The sequence below is a fragment of the Frigoribacterium sp. Leaf186 genome (genome assembly GCF_001423905.1).
In the GTDB taxonomy this organism is placed as follows: domain Bacteria; phylum Actinomycetota; class Actinomycetes; order Actinomycetales; family Microbacteriaceae; genus Frigoribacterium.
Genome location: NZ_LMPQ01000012.1, coordinates 1 through 19,346 on the forward strand (window position 1 = coordinate 1; position 19,346 = coordinate 19,346).

Consider the following 19,346-nt stretch of genomic DNA (forward strand, 5'->3'; position numbering starts at 1 on the left):
GCATGCGCCGACGTTCAGCCCTGTAGAAGCGCGTGCTTGGAGCGCCCGATAGGGGATCGGCCACCGGCCGCGTTGCTTAGTTGGATACCTCTGGTGGGGTTGGATCTTCGTAGGCCTCGTAAGGGAGGGCTCGCAGGTAAAAAGTGACCTTGAGGAGCATGGCGCCGGAGATGGCGCCTGCCCCTACGCCGAGCCAGAAGATCCAAATGCCCGTGACCAACGCAGCGAAGACGAGCAATCCGGTGCAGAGGCCGGCCGCGGTCGCACCCAGGTATGTGATCTCACGAGGTATGAACCCCCAAATCTTTCGATCTTCGAGAATCGTCAGGCTCATGGTCGTCTCCTTCTGGGGCGTTCTTAGATGCAACCCTCTCTCAGCCAACCGAATTTGCATCCCGTCTGACCTTTTCGTCACACCGGTCGGTGCCCGATAGACGGTCGGCTACCGGGAGGCCGACGGGCTGCCGCGGCGCAAGCCGCAGCGGCCTACGTGAAAAGCGCCAGGGGAAGCGACACCACGAAACACACGGGCGGTACGATCGCGATGCCACCACAGACGCCGGCCCATCGGCCAGTGCGGCCGCCTAGCGCGCCGGCGATGAGCGCGAGCACAATCGAGGCGACCAGCAGGAATGGCACGGCGAACCAGACCATTGAGGTCCACTCTGCGGCGGAGAACCAGAGCCACGAACCCTCGGCGCAGGCCGTGACGAAGCAGACGATGAGGGTCAGCGGGGCGAGCAATCGAGCCCGACCGGTCGGCTCGGACTCGGCGTCGCGGCCGCCTTCCGACCAGGCAGACGAGTCAGCGAGGGAGTGACGGTGGGGGAGCGCTGCCACCTCCGCCTCAGCCCGGCGGAGCAATTCGCGGTCGGCGTCGTTCATGCCCTGACCCTAGCGCCGGCGTGGCCACCGGCCGCGTTAGCACCCTCGAATTTGCCTCGCATCCTCGATGACTCGACTCCAGAGCGTGTCCGATAGGGGATCGTCTGCCGGGTCCGTGCTGCGCGCGGCCGGCCTGGTTTGAGCGGCTAGCAGTGGGTCGAAGTAGCGAGCATTGCCGGCTCAGGGGACGTACCAGTGGTCGGACCAGGTCTCGCTCTCGACGTTGGGGTCGACGAGCTCGGCCCTGAAGGTCGTGTCGTGCCAAAAGAACGTCCCTACCTTGAGCATTGCAAAGTCGTCGGGCTCAAGCGGCCAGGCGCTGCTGACAAATGTCCAGACCTCGGGGTCATCGGGATAGATGAGGCGAGTGTCTTCGGTGTAATCAATGGACAGGTCCCCGACAACTCTCGGTGACCCCCAGCTGCGCTTCCACCAAGGGCCCTCCAGGTCCCATTCCCAGTAGGGGCTGACGGACAACCATCCGATGATCTTCCCCGGGTACGTCGGGTGGGCTAAGCGGTAGAGGTCAGGACCCGTGCCAGCTGGCAGTGGCAGTTCCGGTCGAGATCCAGGCCAGAGAAGCATGAGCCGACTCTAATTGAGCGACGTCTCTCCGAATCAGGCCTGACTGCCGCGGGTTGGTGATGAGGTGCCCGATAGGGGATCGGTCACCCGAGTTCGGCAAGACCTGTTTCTAAGCAGCGCACTGATGAACGCATCATCTTGTTGAGCTGGTTGAGTTCGTGCGTGCTCCATCTGGTGGGCGCCTTCGAGCGGTGGTCATCAGAGAGATACAGGAACTGTCGTTCGACCAGCTTTTCGTACACAGCCCGCGCTGCTCCGGATCGCGACTGGGGGAGGTGCAGCGAGTAGCGGACGTCGTCGGCCAGGTTGATGCAGGTGAGGGCCGCGTCTTCATCTAGCTGGATCGCCTTGCGGTCGAGGTAGTCCTTGACCCCTTGAACGTCGACGACATTGAGAGTCTCAGGTGGGCCGCACGGCCAGGACTGCCGTTGGGCATGTTGACGTGCCGCGTCTTCGGTAGGGAAGGTCCGGACAAGGGTGGCTTGCGTTGCGACGGCATCTCGTGTGTCGTCGTCGACGTCCTGCCCCCACCAGATGAAGCGGGGGTGAGGGCCGATATCTACCCGGACAGGCTGCCCGTCACGTATGCGCACCTCATTGGTCTACAGGCAAAGGGCACCGCTGACGAGTACTGCGGCGAGGTGTCTTCGCATCGTCGTGTCTGGGCACGGAGGGCTTCTGCGTCAGGTCGCTATCACCGACCGATAACTGATCGGTCAGCGGGGCAGCGTGTCAACGTGCTCCGCCGGTCAACAGGTAGGCATCGGTGCGGCGACAGCGGACTCCATGCGCTCCTCGGTCCAGTAGGCGGCGGTGTCTTCTCCGGGGGTTGCGGACGTGCCGACGGACCGAGGCGTGGCATCAGCGACAGCTCCGCCCCACATGTCGCCACAGCCATCGGCCTCGAGGTAGGCCCCGAGGATGAGTACCGTCGCGGCGCTCACGATGAGGCCGACCGCTGCCAACACCCTTGCCTTCATGGCGACCTCCGTCCATCTCGCAGAGAGTGACACTGTCGCGGCCACCGATCAACGCTTCGTTTCACACGCGCCGCCCAATAGGGGATCGTTGGCCGGTGTGCGCTAGTTACCCTCGTTGCTCCAGATGGGTCGAGCCTGGCGAGCTGCGACTGAGTAGGCGTAATCGTCGAACGTGTGCCGCGCCTCGGAGACGTCGAACTCGGGCCAGCTCAAGACGAGCTCGAGCCGGCCATCCGGGGGGACGGGCCACAGCCACAGCCGAGCCGAGGTCGTGAAGTAGGAGTCGTTGCCCGACCCGCCTTGTTCGGTGAGGGTCAGCAGGGGTCCTGTCGGAGCCTCGGCGGGATCGTCGTGGAACGCGTCGCCGACGTCAGCGACGACTTTCGTCCCGTCGTCGAGGACGACGCCGAAACGGATGCCGCGAGCGGGGTCGACTGCCCCATTGCCCCAGCGTCCGCCCCCGAACCTGTCCATGAGGATGGACCAGCCTCGGCGGCTTTGGTGACGGTTGCGGAGCAACCACTGGACGTCGATCTGAAGACCTGCGGTGTGGACCGAGAGCCCGGTGACCGTGACGGCGATGTCGTCGGTCTTGGCCAGGATCGTCGAAACGCCGATGCGACTCGGGAGCCAGGCGACGGGTGGCGCAGCCCATTCAGGAGCCATGTAGTGCTCTGACGAGTCGTCGTCGGGAGGCGTGACTTCGGGGAAGAACGTCATGAGTCACTTCACCATCCGCACCTGGTCTGCGCAACAGCCTCGGCGAGCTCGTGGATCTGGTCCCGCCTATGCCCACTAGGGGATGGGTAGCTGCGACGGTCGCTGTTGTAGGCCAGGTCGATTACCGACGCCGTGATCAGCATGCCGGCGCCCGTGTGGCATGTGCGATCAGGTCAGGCGGAGTTCTTGCTGCCGGCGGACCATGACATGCCTGCCGCGTGTTCGTGGGCGCCAGCTGCCTGGCGTTCGGCGTCGGCGTGAGCGCGAAGACCGGCACCTGGGTCGACGCCGTCAAGGCGCTCAGCCGTCACACGGTCGCGGCGTTCACGCAGAACGAGCACGATCGTGGCCGCGACGATCGCGACGACGATCAGGCTGATGACAACTGCTGCTGTGTTCATGATTTCCCCCTCAGGATCGACCAAGGCTGCCGTCTTGCCGCCGTCAACCGCAAGTGCTTTCGAAGTCGACCGACTTGTCCGATGGCCGATGGCCGGTGGCCGATGGCCGATCGCTTCGAACCCTGCCTGCCTGCCGCGCGTTGCGTCGCGGAGGTGAGTGGCCTCTGGTTCCTAGGGCTTCACTGTCACGAGAAAGCGCCTGTTGCCCTGGTTGACGGGCTCGCCTGACCACGGTGTCTCGAGGTGCCCGTCGTCCTCCTCGTCGAAGCCGCGCAGGGCCGCTCCACTGGGAACGCGAAGAACTGGTGTCGAGGAACCGTCCTCAGCGAGCACGAGGATGTCGACGACCCGGCCGCGGACACGAGTCTCGATGGGGGAGTCGTGATGTGTCTCGATCAGCCGCATTCGTCCGTCCGCGTCCCGCCAACGCAGGCAGCCCAGGTCGACTACATCGTCGCGTTCGATTGCTGGGCCGCAGCATTCGTGCTCCCAGTCGCCCACTTCGACGGTGACGTTCACGGGTGTTCCTTTCGCGGACCGTGTCTGCACGCTAGTGGAGCCGATGCCGCGCCCGATGGCCGATGGGTCACCGACCAGGCACGAGCCTGCAGCCTCGTGGCCGGCGTGAGTCTTGATGCCGCAGGATGGAGTCATGGCACCGGTCCCCGACGACGTCGTCGAGCGGTTCGAGGTGTTCGCCACTCGCGCCCGTGACGAGTTCGGTCGTGCCGTCCTGTCGAGATCGCTCGGTTCCGGCAGCTCGATGCTGCCGATGCTCCAGGTGGGCTCGTTCTCGGTCGTCGCGGCTGACGGGCTGGTGGTCGACATCGCCCCGGGCTCAGGCATGCCCGCACGGCGGTGGGAACTGGGCTGGGATGAGGCTGACTTCGCCGAGGCTTGGTTCCTGCTCTCGGACCACCTCCTGACCGGGCGCCTCGAGCCTGGCAGCCTCGATGGCTTCATCGCCCGGGTCATCGCGATGGTCGGGGATGCGGGTGTCGTCGAGGTCTCCACCGTTCAGGCCGAGTTCGATCGTGTGGTGACCGTGACACCGCGACGGCCCGGGGCCGTGCCTTTCGAGGTCCTGGTGATCAAGGACGACTCGGTCGTCGTGAGGGGTGACGACTTCGGCTGGTGGGATCTGGGCGGCGACGGCGATGACGGCCTGGTCGAGGCGCTCCGCGTGGTGACGCAGTTCGTCGTCAGAGGTGGAACCGTTCGCAGCACGTGGCGCACGTGTGACCTCCTGGACGTCGACGGCGCTGTCGTCGGGGGCTCGTACCGGGACGGGGTGCACCGGCTGCGTCCTCGTCAGCTGCATTTTCTTCCATTCGTGACCGGCCCCGCGACCCCGAAGGTGCAACCGTCTCACTAACCGATCGGCGATCGCTCGTGGTCGGGGGACTCGATCGCCGAGCTTGAGAGGGGAAGCCATCACGGGCTGATCACGCCGCATGCGGCAGCGCCCGGGGGAAGGGCCTGATAGCCGGTCACTAATCGATCGGGGCGTCGTCTGCCCCTCACCACGTGACCTCTGCATCCCATATGTTGATGCAGAACCACGCGTCGACACCTTGCGGGGAGTCTCGTCACGACTCGATCTCCCCAGCTCTCAAGCGTGACCTTTCCCGATCGACATGGAGCGACTGATGCCACCCAAGATGCCTCTCTGGCGAAAGCTCATGGGCGTGGCCGCGATCTTCTATCTCCTCGGGGCCACGCTGTTCCTCCTGAAGGCGTTCGGGGCTCTGCCCACCTCCCTCCTGCTCCTGGGTGTGGGGTTCATCGCGATCGGCCTCTACTTCAACGTTCGCGCCATGGGTGAGATGCGTCGCTGACTCGCGAGTGAGATGCGCTGCCCGCCAGGGGGCGGGCCGTAGGGCTCAGACGTCAGTCCTCAGCCCGGTACCGAACGGCTCCGTCGGTGGACCGGTAGCCGATCGGGAAGCTCGAGCAGATCACCCCGTTCTCGAGTCGTCCTTCACCGTGTCCATGAAGGCATCCGCCTCGCCGGCCGTGGCGAACACACCGAGCACCGTGTTGTGAGGCGAGTCATCATGCTGCACGATCCAGACTTCTTCACCCCGGTAGACCTCCGGCCGTCGCATGAAACGCCGCCCAGCACTGCTCCTACTCACGAGGCAGATTGTAGGTCGGTCCAGTCCGATGACGGATGGATGTCCGACAGACCGTGCGCATGCGCAGAGAAGTGCCGCTCGTTCTCTTCGTGGGCCAAGCGTGTGGGTGTCATCCCTTCTCGATCGGGGACTACTCCTCGTTCGCGACGGTCTCGATCCAGTCCGTGGCCTCGTCTGAGAGATGGACGCCCTCCGGTCCTGCCTGCCCGACCCACCATGCGTCGGAAGTGATGTCACCGCCAGCGGCGACGATCTGGTCGAGAACGTCTGAAGCCACCGCCTCGCCGTTGTGGGCGATCAACCACGCCCTCGCCTGTTCGTCCAGGCCGTCCCACCACGTCAGATCGTCCACGTCGCCAGTGTCCTCTCAACAGGCGTCCGGCACCACGGGCTCCTCAGTGGCAAGGGTCCGAGGTGGCCGGTGAGACGTCGGTCGTCGTAGACGAGGCCCCGTGTACCCGCCGGGCAGGGAGGTCTAGTCTTCGAGAACTCGCAACCCTGCACGCTCCCACCTGAGGAGGCACCGGATGTTCCAAGAACACATGTGGCTGGCCCAGGCCGACGCGCGGGCGGTCGACCCGGCCGACACGGTCAACGGCGGGGACCACCGGGGCGACAGACCTGGTGAAGAGCAGATCCCCGTCCGTCACCCGTCGCTGTGGCAGCGTCTCGTGCACGGCTTCCCCTGGCAGCAGAAGCGGCAGCAGCGCTAGCCGACCGACCGGGTCGCGCGCCCACCGCGCCTCCCGGCACCGCGCCTCCTGAACGACGGACGTCCCCGCCCGCACGGCTCTTCGCGAGAGGGCCGGCGGACGGGGACGTCGTGGTGTCGGGCGCTACTCGGCGCGGCGACCCCGGATCGGTCCGGTGACGCGGCGACCGCGACGCGACAGCGCCAGGCCGATCGCGACCCCGAGCAGGGCCATCGCGGCGATGCCGAGGACGGAGGCGCTGCCCGTGAAGGCGAGCTGCGTCGCCGTCAGGATCATCGGGAACGTCACGGTGACGACGGCCTGGACCGTCACCCCGGCCGTGTCGGTCACGCGGTACTGCACCGAGGCCTTCGAGTCGAAGCCGGCCTCGGGGGTGAAGACGACGCTGCCGTCGACGACCGTCCAGGTGCCCGTGCCGGGCACGGCCAGCGTGCTGACCCCGTCACCGGTCGCCGGGTCCACGATCACGACCGTGCCGCGGTCGAACGTCGCACCCTGGGTGGGGCTGTCGTTCGTCGTGACGTCGACGGTGACGGCGTGGTCGGTCGTGCCGCGCTGCTCGTCGTCGACCGCGACGGCCGCACCGAGCACGGTGATGGTCACCGTGGCACGGGACGTCTGCCCCGAGGCGTCGGTCGCCGTGTAGTCGAACGAGTCGACCCCGACGAAGCCGGCGTCCGGCAGGTACTCGTACGAGCCGTCGCGCTGCATCGTCACGGTGCCGTGCGCGGGCTTCGAGGCCAGGGTGACCCAGAGGGCCGACCCGTCGTCGTTGCCCAGCACGCCGCCGACCTTGCCGGTCACCAGGCGCTGCCCGGCGATGGTCGTGCCCTTGTCGTCGACGGCCTTGACGCCCACGCTGATGCGGACCGTGGCGGTGTCGGTGCCGCCGTCACGGTCGGTGACCGTGTAGGTCACGGCGTCGGGGCCGGAGTAGCCGGCCGTCGGCACGTAGACCAGGCGACCACCGGCGTCGATGGTGACCGTGCCGTGGGTGGCGGAGCCCGTCGCGGTGACGCGCAGCCCCGTGCCCAGGTCGTTGCCCAGCACGCCGGGGGCGGCCACGGTCAGCGTCGTGTCGGCAGGGGTCGAGGCCTCGTCGTCGACCGCCGTCGGCAGGACCGTGATGGTGACGGTGCCCGTGCGGGTCTGACCCTCGGCGTCGGTCGCCGTGTAGGTGAAGGCGTCGACACCCGAGAAGCCGGCCGTCGGCGTGTAGACGTACGAACCGTCCTTCGCCAGGTCGACCGTGCCGTGGGCGGGGCGCCCGTCGATCGTCGCGGTCAGCGAGCTGCCCGAGTCGTTCGAGAGCACGCCGTGCGCGGCGTCGACGGTCAGCGGGGTGCCGGCGCGGGTGGTGCCGGCGTCATCCACGGCGAGTGCGCCGACGACGATCGTGGCGACGGCCTTCGTGCTGTGGCCCGACGCGTCGGTCGCGGTGTACTCGACCCGGTCGGTGCCCGAGAAGCCCGCGTCCGGCGTGTAGACCGCCGAACCGTTCGGCTGGGTCACGATCGTGCCGTGCGCCGGGGTGCCGACGCTCGTCAGGGTCAGGCCGGTGCCGAGGTCGTTCCCGAGCAGGCCGGGGGCCGGCACGGTGAGCGTGGTCGCGGCGGGCGTCGTGTAGCGGTCGTCGATCGCGCGGGGCGTCACGGTGACGGTGACCGTCGCGGTGTCGGTGCCGCCGTCACGGTCGGTGACCGTGTAGACCACGATGTCGTCGCCCGAGAACCCGGGTGCCGGCGTGTAGTCGAACGAGCCGTCCGGTGCGACCGTCACGGTGCCGTGCGGCGCCGGGGTGACCGAGGTGACGGTCAGGCCGGTGCCGACGTCGTTGCCGACCACGCCCGGGGTGGCGACCGTCACGCGGCCGCCGGCCACGACCGTGGCGACGTCATCGACGGCCTTCGGGGCGACCACGATGGTCACGGTGCCCGTGCCCTTCTGGCCGTTGCCGTCGGTGACCTCGTAGCCGAAGGTGTCCTTGCCCGAGGTGCCGGGCTTCGGGGTGTACGTGTACGAACCGTCGGGGCCCATGGTCACGGTGCCGGTCTTCGGCTGGTCGGTGACGGCCGCGGTCAGGCCGGTGCCCTTGTCGTTCGAGAGCACGCCGTGGTCGGCGTCCACGACGAGGGGCTGGTCGGCGACGGTGCCGCCGACGGGCGAGTCGTCGACCACGATCGGACCGACGTGGATCGTCACGGTCGCGACATCCGAGCCGCCGGACGGGTCGGTGGCGCGGTAGGTCAGCTGGTCGGTGCCCGAGAAGCCGTCGGCAGGCGTGTAGGTGATGGTGCCGCCGGCCGCGATCGTCACGGTGCCGTGGGCCGGGGCGTCGACGAGCTCGGCGCGCAGGTCGGTGCCGAGGTCGTTGCCGAGCACGCCGGGCGCCGCGACCGTGACCGCGGTGCCGGCCTTCGTCGACGTCACGTCGTCGACGGCGTCGGGCACGACGACGATCGTCACGATGCCCGTGCTCCTCTGCCCCTCGGCGTCGGTCGCCGTGTAGGTGAAGGCGTCGGTGCCCGAGAAGCCGGTCGCGGGGGTGTAGACGTACGAGCCGTCCTTGGCGACGGTCACGTCACCGTGGCGGGGGGCGCCGTCGAGCGCGGCGGTGAGGCCGGTGCCGCTGTCGTTCGACAGCAAGCCCTTCGCGGCGTCGACCGACAGGGGGCGGCCCGCCGTCGCGGTGCCCTGGTCGGCCACGGCGAGGTCGCCCACGATCACCCAGGCCTGGGCCGTCGCGGTCTGACCCGACGCGTCGGTCACCTGGTACTCGAACGAGTCGGTGCCCGAGGTGCCGGCGTCCGGCGCGTAGCTCCAGGTGCCGTCGGCGTCCACCGTCACGGTGCCGTGCGAGGGGGTTCCGTGGTCGGTGACGCGGAGGCCGGTGCCGAAGTCGTTGCCGAGCAGGCCGGGCGCCGCGATCGTCACGGTGGTGCCGCTCGGGGTCGTGGCCTGGTCGTCGACGGCCACCGGCTTCACGGTGATCGTCACCGTCGCGGTCGAGGTGCGACCCGCGGCGTCGGTGACCTGGTAGGTCACGGTGTCGGTGCCCGAGAAGCCGGGGGCCGGCGTGTAGTCGAACTCGCCGTCCGGGGCGACGGTGGCGGTGCCGTGCTGGGGCCCGGTCACGACGGCGGCCGTCAGGCCGGTGCCGAGGTCGTTGCCGAGCACGCCGGGCCCGTCGACGTGGGCGTTGCCGCCCGCCGTGACCTGCACCGCGTCGTCGACGGCCTTCGGCGCGACCGCCACGGTGGCCGTCGCGGTGCTCGTGGCCCCGTTGTCGTCGGTCAGGGTGTACGTGAACGAGTCGGTGCCCGAGAAGCCCTTCTCCGGCGTGTAGACGAACGAGCCGTCGGGCGAGACCACGACGGTGCCGTGCGAGGGGGCGGTGGCGATCGCGGCGGTCAGGGGGCCGGTGCCGCCGTCGTTCGCCAGCAGGCCACGGCCGGCCGGGACGTCGAGGGGTGCACCCGCGACGGCGTCGACCGAGTCGTCGGAGGCGCGGGGGGCGACCGTCACGGTGACCGTGGCGGTGTCGGTGCCGCCCTGGCCGTCGGTGACGGTGTAGTCGAAGGTGTCGGTGCCCGAGAAGTCGTCCGAGGGCGTGTAGACGACGTCGCCGGCGGGCGTCACCGAGGCGGTGCCGTGCCCGGGCTTCGAGACCGCGGTCACCGTCGTGTCGAGGCCGTCGTCGTTGCTCGTCAGGTCGCTGCCCGCGATGGTCGTCGGGGTGCCCGAGACGGCGGTCGCCGTGTCGTCGGCGGCGGTGGGCAGCACGGTGATGGTGACGGTGCTGGTGGTCTGGGCGCCGTCGGCGTCGGTCGCCGTGTAGGTGAACGAGTCGGTGCCCGAGAACCCGTCGACCGGGACGTACCGGTACGAGCCGTCACGACCGAGCACGAGGGAGCCGTGCGAGGGGCCGGTCGCGACCGCGGCGGTCAGGCCGCTGCCCGAGTCGTTCGACAGCACGCCCGACGCGGCGTCCACGACGAGCGGCTGCCCGGCGCGGGCGGTCGCGACGTCGTCGCTGCTCGAGGGGGTGACGGTGATCGTGACGGTCGAGGTCGACGTGCCGCCGCCTCCGTCGGTCGTCGTGTACTGGAAGGTGTCGGTGCCCGAGAAGCCCTTCGCCGACGTGTAGGCGTACGAACCGTCAGCCTTCACGGTGGCGGACCCGTTCGCCGGCTGCGTGTTCGAGGTGACGGTGAGGTCGGTGCCCGCGTCGTTCGCGAGGACGCCGGGGGCGTCGACGGTCAGCGTCGTTCCGGAGGCGGTGGTCGCCTGGTCGTCGGAGGCTGCGGCCGAGATCGCCGTGACGGTGTTGGCGAAGGTGCAGACGACGTCGGTGCCGTCGGCGCTGGTCGCGGCCGGGAAGGTGAACCGGGCGACGTCGCCCTTGCCGTCGGCGACGATCGCGGTCTTGTCGGTCTCGGGGTCCTTGTTGACGTTCACGCAGGACCAGGTCGTGCGGTAGTCCGAGAGACGCGTGGTGCCCGCTGCGGACTGCGTCACGGTGTACTCGCGCTGGGGGATCGTCAGGGCGGCGCCGGCGACCTGGTCCTGGACGCCCGTCTTCGTGCCGGTGGTGGTCGCCTGGTTGCCGGTGTTGGCCTTGTCGATGCCGCCGCCCGAGACGGCGAGGGCGAACTGGTCGCCGCTCTTCCAGCGGGACGTCACGTCGGCCGCGCCGGTCAGGGTGTTGGCGTAGTTGCAGCTCGAGAGGTCGGTGATCGCGAACCCGGCGGTCGTCGCGACCGCCTGGCCCACCTGCTGGCCCGAGGCCGGGTCGAGCTTGATGATCGACTGGCCGCTCGAGACGAAGAGGTAGCCGTCCGAGGTGAAGGCGATGCCGGGGCTGTTCGTGCCGCTCGGCAGGGTCGCCACCAGCGACGTCTCGAGGGCGGGGGTGCCCGTGGCCGCCTTCTCCTTCGGGATGACGGTCTCCTTGACGCGGCGCACCTGGTTGCCGGTCACGACGAAGAGCAGGCCGCGGGTGCTGAACGCGAAGTCGCCGTTCTGGCCGCCGATCAGGCCGCCGATCGAGCCGACGCGGCCGATCTTCGTGCCCGTGCCGGCGGGGTCGTACGCGCCCAGGTCCGCCGTCGCGCCGTTGCTGCCGTAGTAGTAGATGCCGGTGGCGGGGTTGACCGCACCGCGGATGAGGGTCTGCGCCGTGTCGACGCCCGTCACCGTGGTGACCTCCCCGTCCGTCGTCGAGTAGTGGGCGAGGGTGCTGCCACCGTTCTGCATCGCGTAGGCGTCGATGCCGTTGCGGCTGATGCCGAGCGCATTGTTCGCCGGGGCGAGGGGGTTGTCGCCCGCGAGGACCGGCGTCGCCGTTCCGGTGGTGGCGTCGATCGAGACGAACTGCCCGTTGCCGCCCGTGGCGTAGAGGGTGTTCTGGTCGCACGAGAGGCCGGGGGCGGCCTGGGCGGGTGCCGGCGCGACGGCCTGGGTGACGGCGACCGCCGCCAGCAGGGAGGCGGTGGCGAAGGCCGCGAGCGAGAGGGCGCGACGGCGGGGGCGCACGGAGGCGCGGAGAAGCGACATGGGTGGTGGTGTCCTCGGGTGGGGCGTCCGGCCGGGTCGAGTCCGGTCGGACGTCAGTCGTGCTCTCGACACGCGGGGGTTCAGGGGCCCGCGTGTCGCCCCCACGGGATCGGGGGCACCACGGAAGTGGATGTTTCGACAATAAAGCTTCTCTGCTGTCGAGCGGAGTCCCCAGAGCGGGGGTCACCCGTGTCCGCCACGTGGGGGACATCGGGGTACGGCGCGGCGGGTCTACCCTCGTCGCATGGCATCCAACGACGGATCGCGCTCCGTGTTGCGCAAAAAGCCCATCGTCGAGATCGAGGACGAGGTCGGCGGCAGCGGGCTCTTCAAGAGCCTCGGCCTGTGGCAGCTCACGGCGATCGGCGTGGGCGGCATCATCGGCGTCGGCATCTTCTCGTTGGCCGGGCTCGTCGCCCACGGCGACGACGCCAACCCGGGCGTCGGCCCGGCCGTGCTCTTCTCCTTCTTGATCGCAGGCCTGGCCTCGGCGGCGGCCGCCCTGTCGTACGCCGAGTTCGCCGGCATGGTGCCCCGGGCCGGCTCGGCCTACACCTACGGCTACGTCGCCCTCGGCGAGATCGTCGGCTGGTTCATCGGCTGGGACCTCCTGCTCGAGTACGTCGCGATCGTCGCCGTCGTGGCGATCGGCATCTCGGGGTACTTCGACGCCTTCCTGTCGGGGCTCGGGGTCCACCTGCCGACCTGGATGGCGTCGACGCCCGACGAGGGCCAGGGCGGCATCGTCAACCTGCCGGCCGTCGTGGTGTGCCTGCTCGTGACGTTCATCCTCAGCCGGGGATCGAAGGCCTTCGGGCGGTTCGAGATCGTGGCCGTCGGCCTCAAGGTGCTGCTCGTGCTCTTCATCATCGGGCTCGGGCTGTTCCACCTCGACACGCAGAACTGGTCCCCGTTCGTGCCGAACGGCTTCGGCCCGGTCTTCACGGGCGCGGCCACCGTGTTCTTCGCCGTGTTCGGCTACGACGCCATGAGCACCGCGGCGGAAGAGAGCGTCGACGGCAAGAAGCACATGCCGAAGGCCATCATCCTGTCGCTGATCATCGCCATGGTGCTCTACGTGCTCGCCACGCTCGTGCTCACCGGCATGCAGGACTACCGCGACATCGACCCGGCCGCGGGCTTCGCGTCGGCGTTCCAGAGCGTCGGGTTGCCGGTGGTCGCGACGGTCATCTCGGTCTTCGCCGTGATCTCGATCCTGACGGTCATGCTGACCTTCCTGCTCGGAGTCACGCGCGTCTGGTTCTCGATGAGTCGCGACGGCCTGCTGCCCGGCTGGTTCGCCCGGACCGACCGCCGCGGCGTGCCCCAGCGGGTCACGTGGATCGCCGGCGTCGCCTCGGCCCTGCTCGCCGGGGTCTTCCCGATCCGCGAGGTCGCCGACCTGACGAACATCGGCATCCTCGCCGCGTTCGTCGTCGTCTGCGTCGCCGTCATCGTCTTCCGGTACCGCAAGCCCGAGGCGCCCCGCACCTTCCGACTGCCCTTCATGCCCGTCGTGCCGGCCTTCGGCGTCGTCGCGAGCGGGTTCCTGATCTCACAGCTGCACTGGGAGACCTGGCTGCGCTTCGTCGTCTGGCTCGCCGTCGGCCTGGCGCTCTACTTCGGCTACGGGCGTCGGCACTCGCTGATGAACCCCGACAGCCCGCGCCTGGAGGCCGCGCGTGAGGCCGCGCGTGACGGGGGCGACGCGACCCGCGCCTCCTGAGCCTGCCGTCGTCAGCGGCGGGGACGACGCCCGCGGTGGCCCTCGCCGACCGTCGGGATCGACGTCGTGACGACGGCGACCGACGAGGTGATGACCGCCAGCGACGACGTCGAGAGGGTGGCCTGCGCGTGGCCGACCAGCGGGAAGCCCCGGCGGCCCGCCACGATCACGACGAGGCTGATCGCCACGATCGCGGCGGCCGCGAACGGCACGGTGGCCAGCCCCGAGAGGCCGTAGACCTGGCCGCCGATCGCGGCACCGGCGGCGATGCCGACGTTCGACCCGGCGTTGATCAGGGCGCCCGCGATGTCCGGGCTCACCCCGCCCGTGCGGATCGCCGCGGCCATGAAGAGGGTGCCGGTCGTGCCGTTGGCGGCCATCCAGAGGCCGGCGACGACGAACGTGCCGACGAGCGACCCGTGCACGAACGGCAGGGTGGCGAGGGCGCCGATCATCACGGCGACGGCCACGATCAGCGTCTGTCGCGGGGCCCGGTCGACGAACGCTCCGGCCGCCAGCAGGCCGACGACCCCGGCGCCGCCGAGCACGAGCAGGGCGCCGCCGACGAGGTCCTCGCCGAGGCCGGCCCCCGTCAGGTACGGGCCGACGAAGGTGTAGACGACGTAGTGCCCGGCGAACAGCATGAGGTCGGCCACGATGACGGCGAGCAGCCCCGACCGGGCCCACGAGCGCACCGACCCGACGTGCGGCGACGACTCGCCCTGCACGTGCGGCAGGAACACCGCGGCGACGACGGCGAGGGCCGCGGTGGCGACGGCGACGGCCCCGACGGCCGGACGCCAGCCGAGCTGGTCGCCGACGGTGGTGGCGAGCGGCACGCCCACCACGAAGCCGAGCGAGCTGCCCGAGTAGACGAACGCGATCGCCCGGCCGGCCAGTCGGGCCGGCACGATCCGCGTCGCGTAGGCCGAGGCCACCGAGAAGAACAGCGCGTGGGCGATGCCGCCGACCACGCGGCCGGTCAGCAGCACGCCGAAGCTCGGCGCGAGCGCGACCATCAGGTTCGAGACCGTGTAGCCGACGAGCGTCGTCACGAGCACGGCCTTGCGGGGGAACCGCGCGGTCGCCCAGGTGAGCGGCAGCGCGAGCGCGGCGACGGCCACGGCGTACACCGTCACGACGACGCCGAGGCGCGCCTCGGTCACGCCGAGGTCGCGGCTCATGGTCGAGAGCAGCCCGACCGGGCTGAGCTCGGTCGTGATGGCGAAGAAGGTCGCGAGGCAGAGGACGGCGATGCCGACGACACCGGACGGGGTCAGCCGGTGCGGCTGCGGCGTCGGGCGGTCGTCGCGCGGGTGCCTGGTCGCGGCGCGCCCACGGGGTGGGGCGACGGGGGTGCTGACGGCGGGCGTGCTCGCGGTCTCGGGCGGGCGCTGAAGGGTGTCGATCACGGGGGTACCTCCGGGCCCGTGGCGCGTGCGCACGACGATGACCTCGTCGGGGGCACCGTGGGCGTCGGCGGGTCGACTCGTGGTCGACCCCCGGTCGCACGATGCGGCACACTCGTCGCGGGCCGAGCTGCTGGCGGGTGGATTGGGGGATTGCCACTCCACGACGAGGGCGCTCATCCAGTGTGACATGCCACCCCCGGAGGCCCGCAAGGCCCCCGAACGAGATCGGGGCCGCGTTCGCTCGCGGCGAGCGGGGCCGGTCGAGCCGAGGAGGCGCGGCGGCCGTGCCCGACGCCCGTCACCGCGCGTACCCTGGTCGCCATGAGCACCGACACCGCCCCCGACCGCATCCTGATGTTCGGCGCCGAGTGGTGCCGCGACTGCCGCCGCTCGAAGGCGCTGCTCGACCGCGAGGGCGTGGCCTACGACTACGTCGACCTCGAGGCCGCCGCCGACGGGGCCGACCGCGCGTACGCGATCAGCGGCCGCACGCAGATCCCCGTCGTGGTCTTCCCCGACGGCAGCCACCTGGTCGAGCCGACCGACGCCGAGCTCTCCGCCAAGCTCTAGCCGGGCAGTCGCTCGTACGTCGTCAGCGCGTCGTACGACTTGGCCGGCCCGCGCACCGTCCACCGCTCCTCGAACGACGTCGGCGAGAGCACCCGGGTCTCGACGAGGTAGCTGTCCGGTGCGCACGGGTGGTGCGCCTCCCAGGATCCCGACCGCAGGTCGAGGTCGACGAAGTGGCGGCCGTCGGCGAAGCGGACGTCGAGCGAACCGTCGGCCCGGGCGGCGTAGCCGAGGCGCCGGGTGGCGGGCGTCCGCCGGTCGGCCACGACCAGCTCGCCCGTCTCGTCGTAGGTCGCGGCGAGGTCGGAAGCCGCCCGCGCCTCCTCGATCGTCGCCGTCCCGTCGAAGCGGGCGCGCTCGCCCGTGCGGTGGTCGTCGATCTCGCGGACCACCGCCCAGCGGCCGAGCAGCAGCGCCAGCGTCTCAGCCGGCATGGCGGTCGAGGAACTCGTAGACCTCGGTGTCCTCGACGCCGGGGAAGGTGCCCGACGGCAGCGGCGCCAGCACGTGGGCGTGCAGGCGGGCGCTCGGCCAGGCGGCGTCGCGCCACCGTGCGGCGAGGCCGGCCGGCGGGCGACGGCAGCACGACTCGTCGGGACAGGTCGAGGTCTCGCGCCGCGCGGTGTCGCGACCGCGGAACCACTTCGCGTCGGCGAACGGCACCCCGACGGTGATCGAGAACTCGTCGTGCTCGGTCGTGCCGGTCTGCGAGGCCGACCAGAAGGTGCCCGCGGGGGTGTCGTCGTACTGGTAGTGCTCGGTGGTGCGGTTCGTCCGGGCGAACGCCGTCCGTGCAGCCCAGTGGCGGCAGACGAGCTGCCCCTCGACCGCGCCGGTGACGTCGGTCGGCAACGGCAGGCCGTCGTTCTCGGCGGCCTTGGCGATGGCCCCGTCGCCGGTGACCCGCAAGAAGTGCATCCGGATGCCGAGGTGCGAGGTCAGCAGGTTGCTCATGCGCATCGCCGCCGCCTCGTGGGTGACGCCGAAGCCGTCGCGGAAGTCCTCGACCGAGAGGTCGTGCTGCGCCTTGGCCTTCTGCAACGACTCGACCGCGGCCTCGAGCGGCATGAGGCAGGCCGACGAGAAGTAGTTGATCTCGAGTCGCTGCTTCAAGAACTCGGCGTAGGTCGAGGGCCGCTCGTGCCCGAGCAGGCGGTGCGCCATCGCCTGCAACGCCAGCGCCCGGAGGCCGTGACCGCCGGGGATCGACGCCGGCGGCAGGTAGATGCGCCCGTTGGCCAGGTCGATCACCGAACGGGCCGAGTGCGGCAGGTCGGCGACGTGGATGATCTCGAGCCCGAGGCTGCGGGCCATCCGGCTGACGCTGCTGTGCGACAGGGCGCCCGCGGTGTGCCCGACGGTGCGCAGCAGGTCGGCCGCCACCTCCTCGACGTACGGCAGGTGCGAGTCGCGCTCGCGCATCCAGAGCCGCAGCTCGGTGTTCGCCCGCCGCGCCTCCTCCGGGGTGGCGCTGGCCTCGCTGTGCCGACGCGCGAGCTCGCGGTGCAGCCCGAGCATCGTCTGCAGCGCGGGCGTGCTCAACCCCTTGTTCGCCTTGACGTCGGGCAGGCCGAGCGAACGGTAGAGGGAGCCGCGCTGCGCCTGGGCCAGCTCGATCTCGAGGGCCGCCCGCTCGCTCGGCGGCTCGGCGGCGAGCAGGGTCGCCAGGGGCACGTCGAGCGCGGCGGCCAGCGCCCTGACCAGCCCGATCTTCGGCTCGCGCCGCCCGGTCTCGATCAGCGAGAGCTGGCTCGCGCTCACCTCGACCCGCGAGGCGAGCTGGTCGAGGGTCAGGCCGCGGGTGCTGCGGGCGTGCCGCACCGCCTGACCGAGCAACAGGGGGTCGGCGTCGACCACGGGGCACCCCTCTCGGAGGCAGGACTTTGACGAAAGCGAAAGAACACCCGATCTTTACGCACGACGGGCCTGCAGATCAAGGTCGGCGGCCGTCATCGTGGAGAAACACCACTTTCGACGACGAGAGAAGACACGATGGCACCGACGCCCACCGCCCCCGGCCCGACCGACGACCCTGTCGTCCGGTACGACGAGCGCCAGGACGACTGGGCCGGGCGCATGGCGCTCGCCGAGGCGATGATCCCCGTGATCGGTCGGCTCTGGCGGCGCGACGGGGTCGTCGTGTCGATCCACGGGCGCAGCCTGCTCGACCAGTCGCCCGTCGGCGTCCTCAAGCTGCACCGCTTCGCCCGCCAGCTCGACGACCACGTGCTCGACCCCGCCGAGACCCTGGCGGTGCTTCACCTGCTCGACGGCCTCGACCTCGGGCCCGCCTCGATCGACCTCGCCCGGCTGAGCGCCCGGCACCGCGCGGAGCACGACGGGCATCGGGAGGGGCGCGGGGGGCGCGAGGGGCGCGAGGGGCACGTCGCAGCGTCGCTCGCCGACGTCGTGCGGTCCGAGCTCGCCGAGGTCGTCGGGCGTCGCGGTGACGGCGGTGCCGCGACCCGTGACGTCGTCCTCTACGGCTTCGGCCGCATCGGCCGGCTCGTCGCCCGGTTGTTGATCGAGCACGCCGGGGGACGAGGAGGCGCGCGCCTCCGGGCGGTCGTCGTGCGTCGCGGCTCGGCCGACGACCTGGTCAAGCGTGCCAGCCTGCTCAGGCGCGACTCCATCCACGGCCCGTTCGCGGGCACGATCGTGGTCGACGAGGCCACCGACACGATCGTCGCGAACGGCACGTCGATCCAGGTGATCTACTCGGACGACCCGGCGACGGTCGACTACGAGCGGTACGGCATCCGCGACGCGATCGTCGTCGACAACACCGGTCGCTGGCGGGACGAGCCGTCCCTGCGACGACACCTGGAGGCGCGGGGCGCGTCGCGCGTGCTGCTCACGGCCCCGGGCAAGGGGTCGATCCCGAACGTCGTGTTCGGCGTGAACCACGAGACGGTCGGCGACGAGGCCGTGGTCGCCGCGGCGTCGTGCACGACGAACGCGATCACGCCGGTGCTGGCCGCCCTCGACGAGCGGTGGGGCGTCGAGTCCGGGCACATCGAGACCGTGCACGCGGTGACGAACGACCAGAACCTCACCGACAACTTCCACCCCGGCGACCGTCGCGGGCGGTCGGCGTCGCTCAACATGGTGCTCACCGAGACGGGGGCCGCGACGGCGGTCGCCAAGGCGTTGCCGCAGCTCGCCGGACGCCTGACCGGCAGTGCCATCCGGGTGCCAACGGCCGACGTGTCGGTCGCGGTGCTGAACCTGCGCCTCCGGACGCCCGTCGACCGCGACGAGCTCAACGCCCACCTGCGTCGTGCCTCGCTCGACTCGCCCCTGCGGCGACAGATCGACTACGTCGAGTCGCCCGAGGTCGCGTCGACGGACTTCGTCGGGTCGCGCCACGCGGGCGTCGTCGACGGCCTCGCGACGGTGGTCTCGGGCGTCGACGACCCCACCGACGCCCGGGTCGTGCTCTACGTCTGGTACGACAACGAGTTCGGCTACAGCTGCCAGGTCGTCCGCCTGCTCGAGCACCTCGCGGGTGGCACGCCGCCCTCCCTGCCCCGCCCGGCCCGCGCCGCCGCGTCCGGTTCGCCCGCCGCCCCGGGGGAGGCATCCCCCTCGCACGCCGATCCGGTACGTACCGGATCGGCCCCGCGTGATCCGGTACGTACCGGATCGGCCCCGCGTGAT

General features: G+C 70.4%; 19 protein-coding genes. 6 read left to right on the top strand and 13 right to left on the bottom strand.

Going from position 1 to position 19,346, the window contains the following annotated elements; genetic code table 11:
• Window positions 1–76: 76 nt before the first annotated feature.
• The 7 genes from ASG05_RS13135 to ASG05_RS13165 form a co-directional block, all read right to left on the bottom strand.
• Window positions 77–334, bottom strand: coding sequence for a hypothetical protein (locus ASG05_RS13135; protein WP_157490240.1), 258 nt, complete (start codon window positions 332–334; stop codon window positions 77–79).
• Between the two features lie 152 nt (window positions 335–486).
• Window positions 487–885, bottom strand: coding sequence for a hypothetical protein (locus ASG05_RS13140; RefSeq protein WP_056044940.1), 399 nt, complete (start codon window positions 883–885; stop codon window positions 487–489).
• Window positions 886–1,065: 180 nt separating this feature from the next.
• Window positions 1,066–1,470: a hypothetical protein gene (locus tag ASG05_RS13145; protein WP_157490241.1), complete on the bottom strand. Its 405-nt coding sequence runs from the start codon at window positions 1,468–1,470 to the stop codon at window positions 1,066–1,068.
• An 83-nt stretch (window positions 1,471–1,553) separates the two neighbouring features.
• Window positions 1,554–2,063: a hypothetical protein gene (locus ASG05_RS13150; protein ID WP_056261749.1), complete on the bottom strand. Its 510-nt coding sequence runs from the start codon at window positions 2,061–2,063 to the stop codon at window positions 1,554–1,556.
• 489 nt (window positions 2,064–2,552) lie between these two features.
• Window positions 2,553–3,170 (bottom strand): hypothetical protein, encoded by a 618-nt coding sequence (locus tag ASG05_RS13160; protein WP_056261754.1) that lies wholly within the window; start codon window positions 3,168–3,170, stop codon window positions 2,553–2,555.
• Window positions 3,171–3,343: 173 nt separating this feature from the next.
• Complete coding sequence (locus ASG05_RS16470) at window positions 3,344–3,571, bottom strand: hypothetical protein (RefSeq protein ID WP_157490242.1); 228 nt, start codon at window positions 3,569–3,571, stop codon at window positions 3,344–3,346.
• 171 nt (window positions 3,572–3,742) lie between these two features.
• On the bottom strand, window positions 3,743–4,090 hold the full coding sequence (locus tag ASG05_RS13165; RefSeq protein WP_056261757.1) for a DUF6578 domain-containing protein: 348 nt from the start codon (window positions 4,088–4,090) through the stop codon (window positions 3,743–3,745).
• 262 nt (window positions 4,091–4,352) lie between these two features.
• Between ASG05_RS13165 and ASG05_RS13170 the strand changes: the two genes are divergently transcribed.
• Entirely contained in the window at window positions 4,353–4,946 is a 594-nt protein-coding gene (locus tag ASG05_RS13170; RefSeq protein WP_157490243.1) for a hypothetical protein, read from the top strand.
• 313 nt (window positions 4,947–5,259) lie between these two features.
• Window positions 5,260–5,409 (top strand): hypothetical protein, encoded by a 150-nt coding sequence (locus tag ASG05_RS13175; RefSeq protein ID WP_200936866.1) that lies wholly within the window; start codon window positions 5,260–5,262, stop codon window positions 5,407–5,409.
• A gap of 120 nt (window positions 5,410–5,529) precedes the next feature.
• Here ASG05_RS13175 and ASG05_RS16475 read toward each other — a convergent pair whose 3' ends face one another.
• Complete coding sequence (locus ASG05_RS16475; RefSeq protein ID WP_235491520.1) at window positions 5,530–5,709, bottom strand: hypothetical protein; 180 nt, start codon at window positions 5,707–5,709, stop codon at window positions 5,530–5,532.
• 130 nt (window positions 5,710–5,839) lie between these two features.
• On the bottom strand, window positions 5,840–6,061 hold the full coding sequence (locus ASG05_RS13180; RefSeq protein WP_056261766.1) for a hypothetical protein: 222 nt from the start codon (window positions 6,059–6,061) through the stop codon (window positions 5,840–5,842).
• A 175-nt stretch (window positions 6,062–6,236) separates the two neighbouring features.
• Between ASG05_RS13180 and ASG05_RS16480 the strand changes: the two genes are divergently transcribed.
• Window positions 6,237–6,422: a hypothetical protein gene (locus ASG05_RS16480; protein WP_157490245.1), complete on the top strand. Its 186-nt coding sequence runs from the start codon at window positions 6,237–6,239 to the stop codon at window positions 6,420–6,422.
• A gap of 123 nt (window positions 6,423–6,545) precedes the next feature.
• On the opposite strand, the gene ASG05_RS13185 is transcribed toward ASG05_RS16480, so the two are convergent.
• Window positions 6,546–11,978, bottom strand: a complete 5,433-nt coding sequence (locus tag ASG05_RS13185; RefSeq protein ID WP_056261770.1) for an S-layer family protein — start codon at window positions 11,976–11,978, stop codon at window positions 6,546–6,548.
• A gap of 244 nt (window positions 11,979–12,222) precedes the next feature.
• Between ASG05_RS13185 and ASG05_RS13190 the strand changes: the two genes are divergently transcribed.
• The gene (locus tag ASG05_RS13190; protein ID WP_056261772.1) at window positions 12,223–13,704 is read left to right on the top strand and encodes an amino acid permease; all 1,482 of its coding nucleotides are present in this window, start codon (window positions 12,223–12,225) and stop codon (window positions 13,702–13,704) included.
• An 11-nt stretch (window positions 13,705–13,715) separates the two neighbouring features.
• Here ASG05_RS13190 and ASG05_RS13195 read toward each other — a convergent pair whose 3' ends face one another.
• On the bottom strand, window positions 13,716–15,116 hold the full coding sequence (locus tag ASG05_RS13195; protein ID WP_056261774.1) for an MFS transporter: 1,401 nt from the start codon (window positions 15,114–15,116) through the stop codon (window positions 13,716–13,718).
• A 321-nt stretch (window positions 15,117–15,437) separates the two neighbouring features.
• On the opposite strand from ASG05_RS13195, the gene ASG05_RS13200 reads away from it, so the two are divergent.
• On the top strand, window positions 15,438–15,686 hold the full coding sequence (locus ASG05_RS13200) for a glutaredoxin domain-containing protein (protein ID WP_056261776.1): 249 nt from the start codon (window positions 15,438–15,440) through the stop codon (window positions 15,684–15,686).
• On the opposite strand, the gene ASG05_RS13205 is transcribed toward ASG05_RS13200, so the two are convergent.
• Together ASG05_RS13205 and ASG05_RS13210 are read right to left on the bottom strand one after the other, a co-directional pair.
• A complete protein-coding gene (locus tag ASG05_RS13205) occupies window positions 15,683–16,120 on the bottom strand; it encodes a DUF6314 family protein (RefSeq protein WP_056261779.1) in 438 nt (145 codons plus the stop codon). The genes ASG05_RS13200 and ASG05_RS13205 overlap by 4 nt on opposite strands.
• Window positions 16,110–17,543, bottom strand: coding sequence for a helix-turn-helix transcriptional regulator (locus ASG05_RS13210; protein WP_056261783.1), 1,434 nt, complete (start codon window positions 17,541–17,543; stop codon window positions 16,110–16,112). Before ASG05_RS13210 ends, ASG05_RS13205 begins: the two co-directional genes overlap by 11 nt.
• Before the next feature lie 219 nt (window positions 17,544–17,762).
• Between ASG05_RS13210 and ASG05_RS13215 the strand changes: the two genes are divergently transcribed.
• Window positions 17,763–19,346, top strand: a 1,584-nt coding sequence (locus ASG05_RS13215) for a glyceraldehyde-3-phosphate dehydrogenase (RefSeq protein WP_235491545.1), incomplete at its 3' end; no start/stop codon positions are given.

Coding starts and splice junctions, on each gene's coding strand:
- ASG05_RS13135 (WP_157490240.1), bottom strand. CDS start 334: ATGAGCCTGACGATTCTCGAAGATCGAAAGATTTGGGGGTTCATACCT.
- ASG05_RS13140 (WP_056044940.1), bottom strand. CDS start 885: ATGAACGACGCCGACCGCGAATTGCTCCGCCGGGCTGAGGCGGAGGTG.
- ASG05_RS13145 (WP_157490241.1), bottom strand. CDS start 1,470: ATGCTTCTCTGGCCTGGATCTCGACCGGAACTGCCACTGCCAGCTGGC.
- ASG05_RS13160 (WP_056261754.1), bottom strand. CDS start 3,170: ATGACGTTCTTCCCCGAAGTCACGCCTCCCGACGACGACTCGTCAGAG.
- ASG05_RS16470 (WP_157490242.1), bottom strand. CDS start 3,571: ATGAACACAGCAGCAGTTGTCATCAGCCTGATCGTCGTCGCGATCGTC.
- ASG05_RS16480 (WP_157490245.1), top strand. CDS start 6,237: ATGTTCCAAGAACACATGTGGCTGGCCCAGGCCGACGCGCGGGCGGTC.
- ASG05_RS13185 (WP_056261770.1), bottom strand. CDS start 11,978: ATGTCGCTTCTCCGCGCCTCCGTGCGCCCCCGCCGTCGCGCCCTCTCG.
- ASG05_RS13190 (WP_056261772.1), top strand. CDS start 12,223: ATGGCATCCAACGACGGATCGCGCTCCGTGTTGCGCAAAAAGCCCATC.
- ASG05_RS13200 (WP_056261776.1), top strand. CDS start 15,438: ATGAGCACCGACACCGCCCCCGACCGCATCCTGATGTTCGGCGCCGAG.
- ASG05_RS13205 (WP_056261779.1), bottom strand. CDS start 16,120: ATGCCGGCTGAGACGCTGGCGCTGCTGCTCGGCCGCTGGGCGGTGGTC.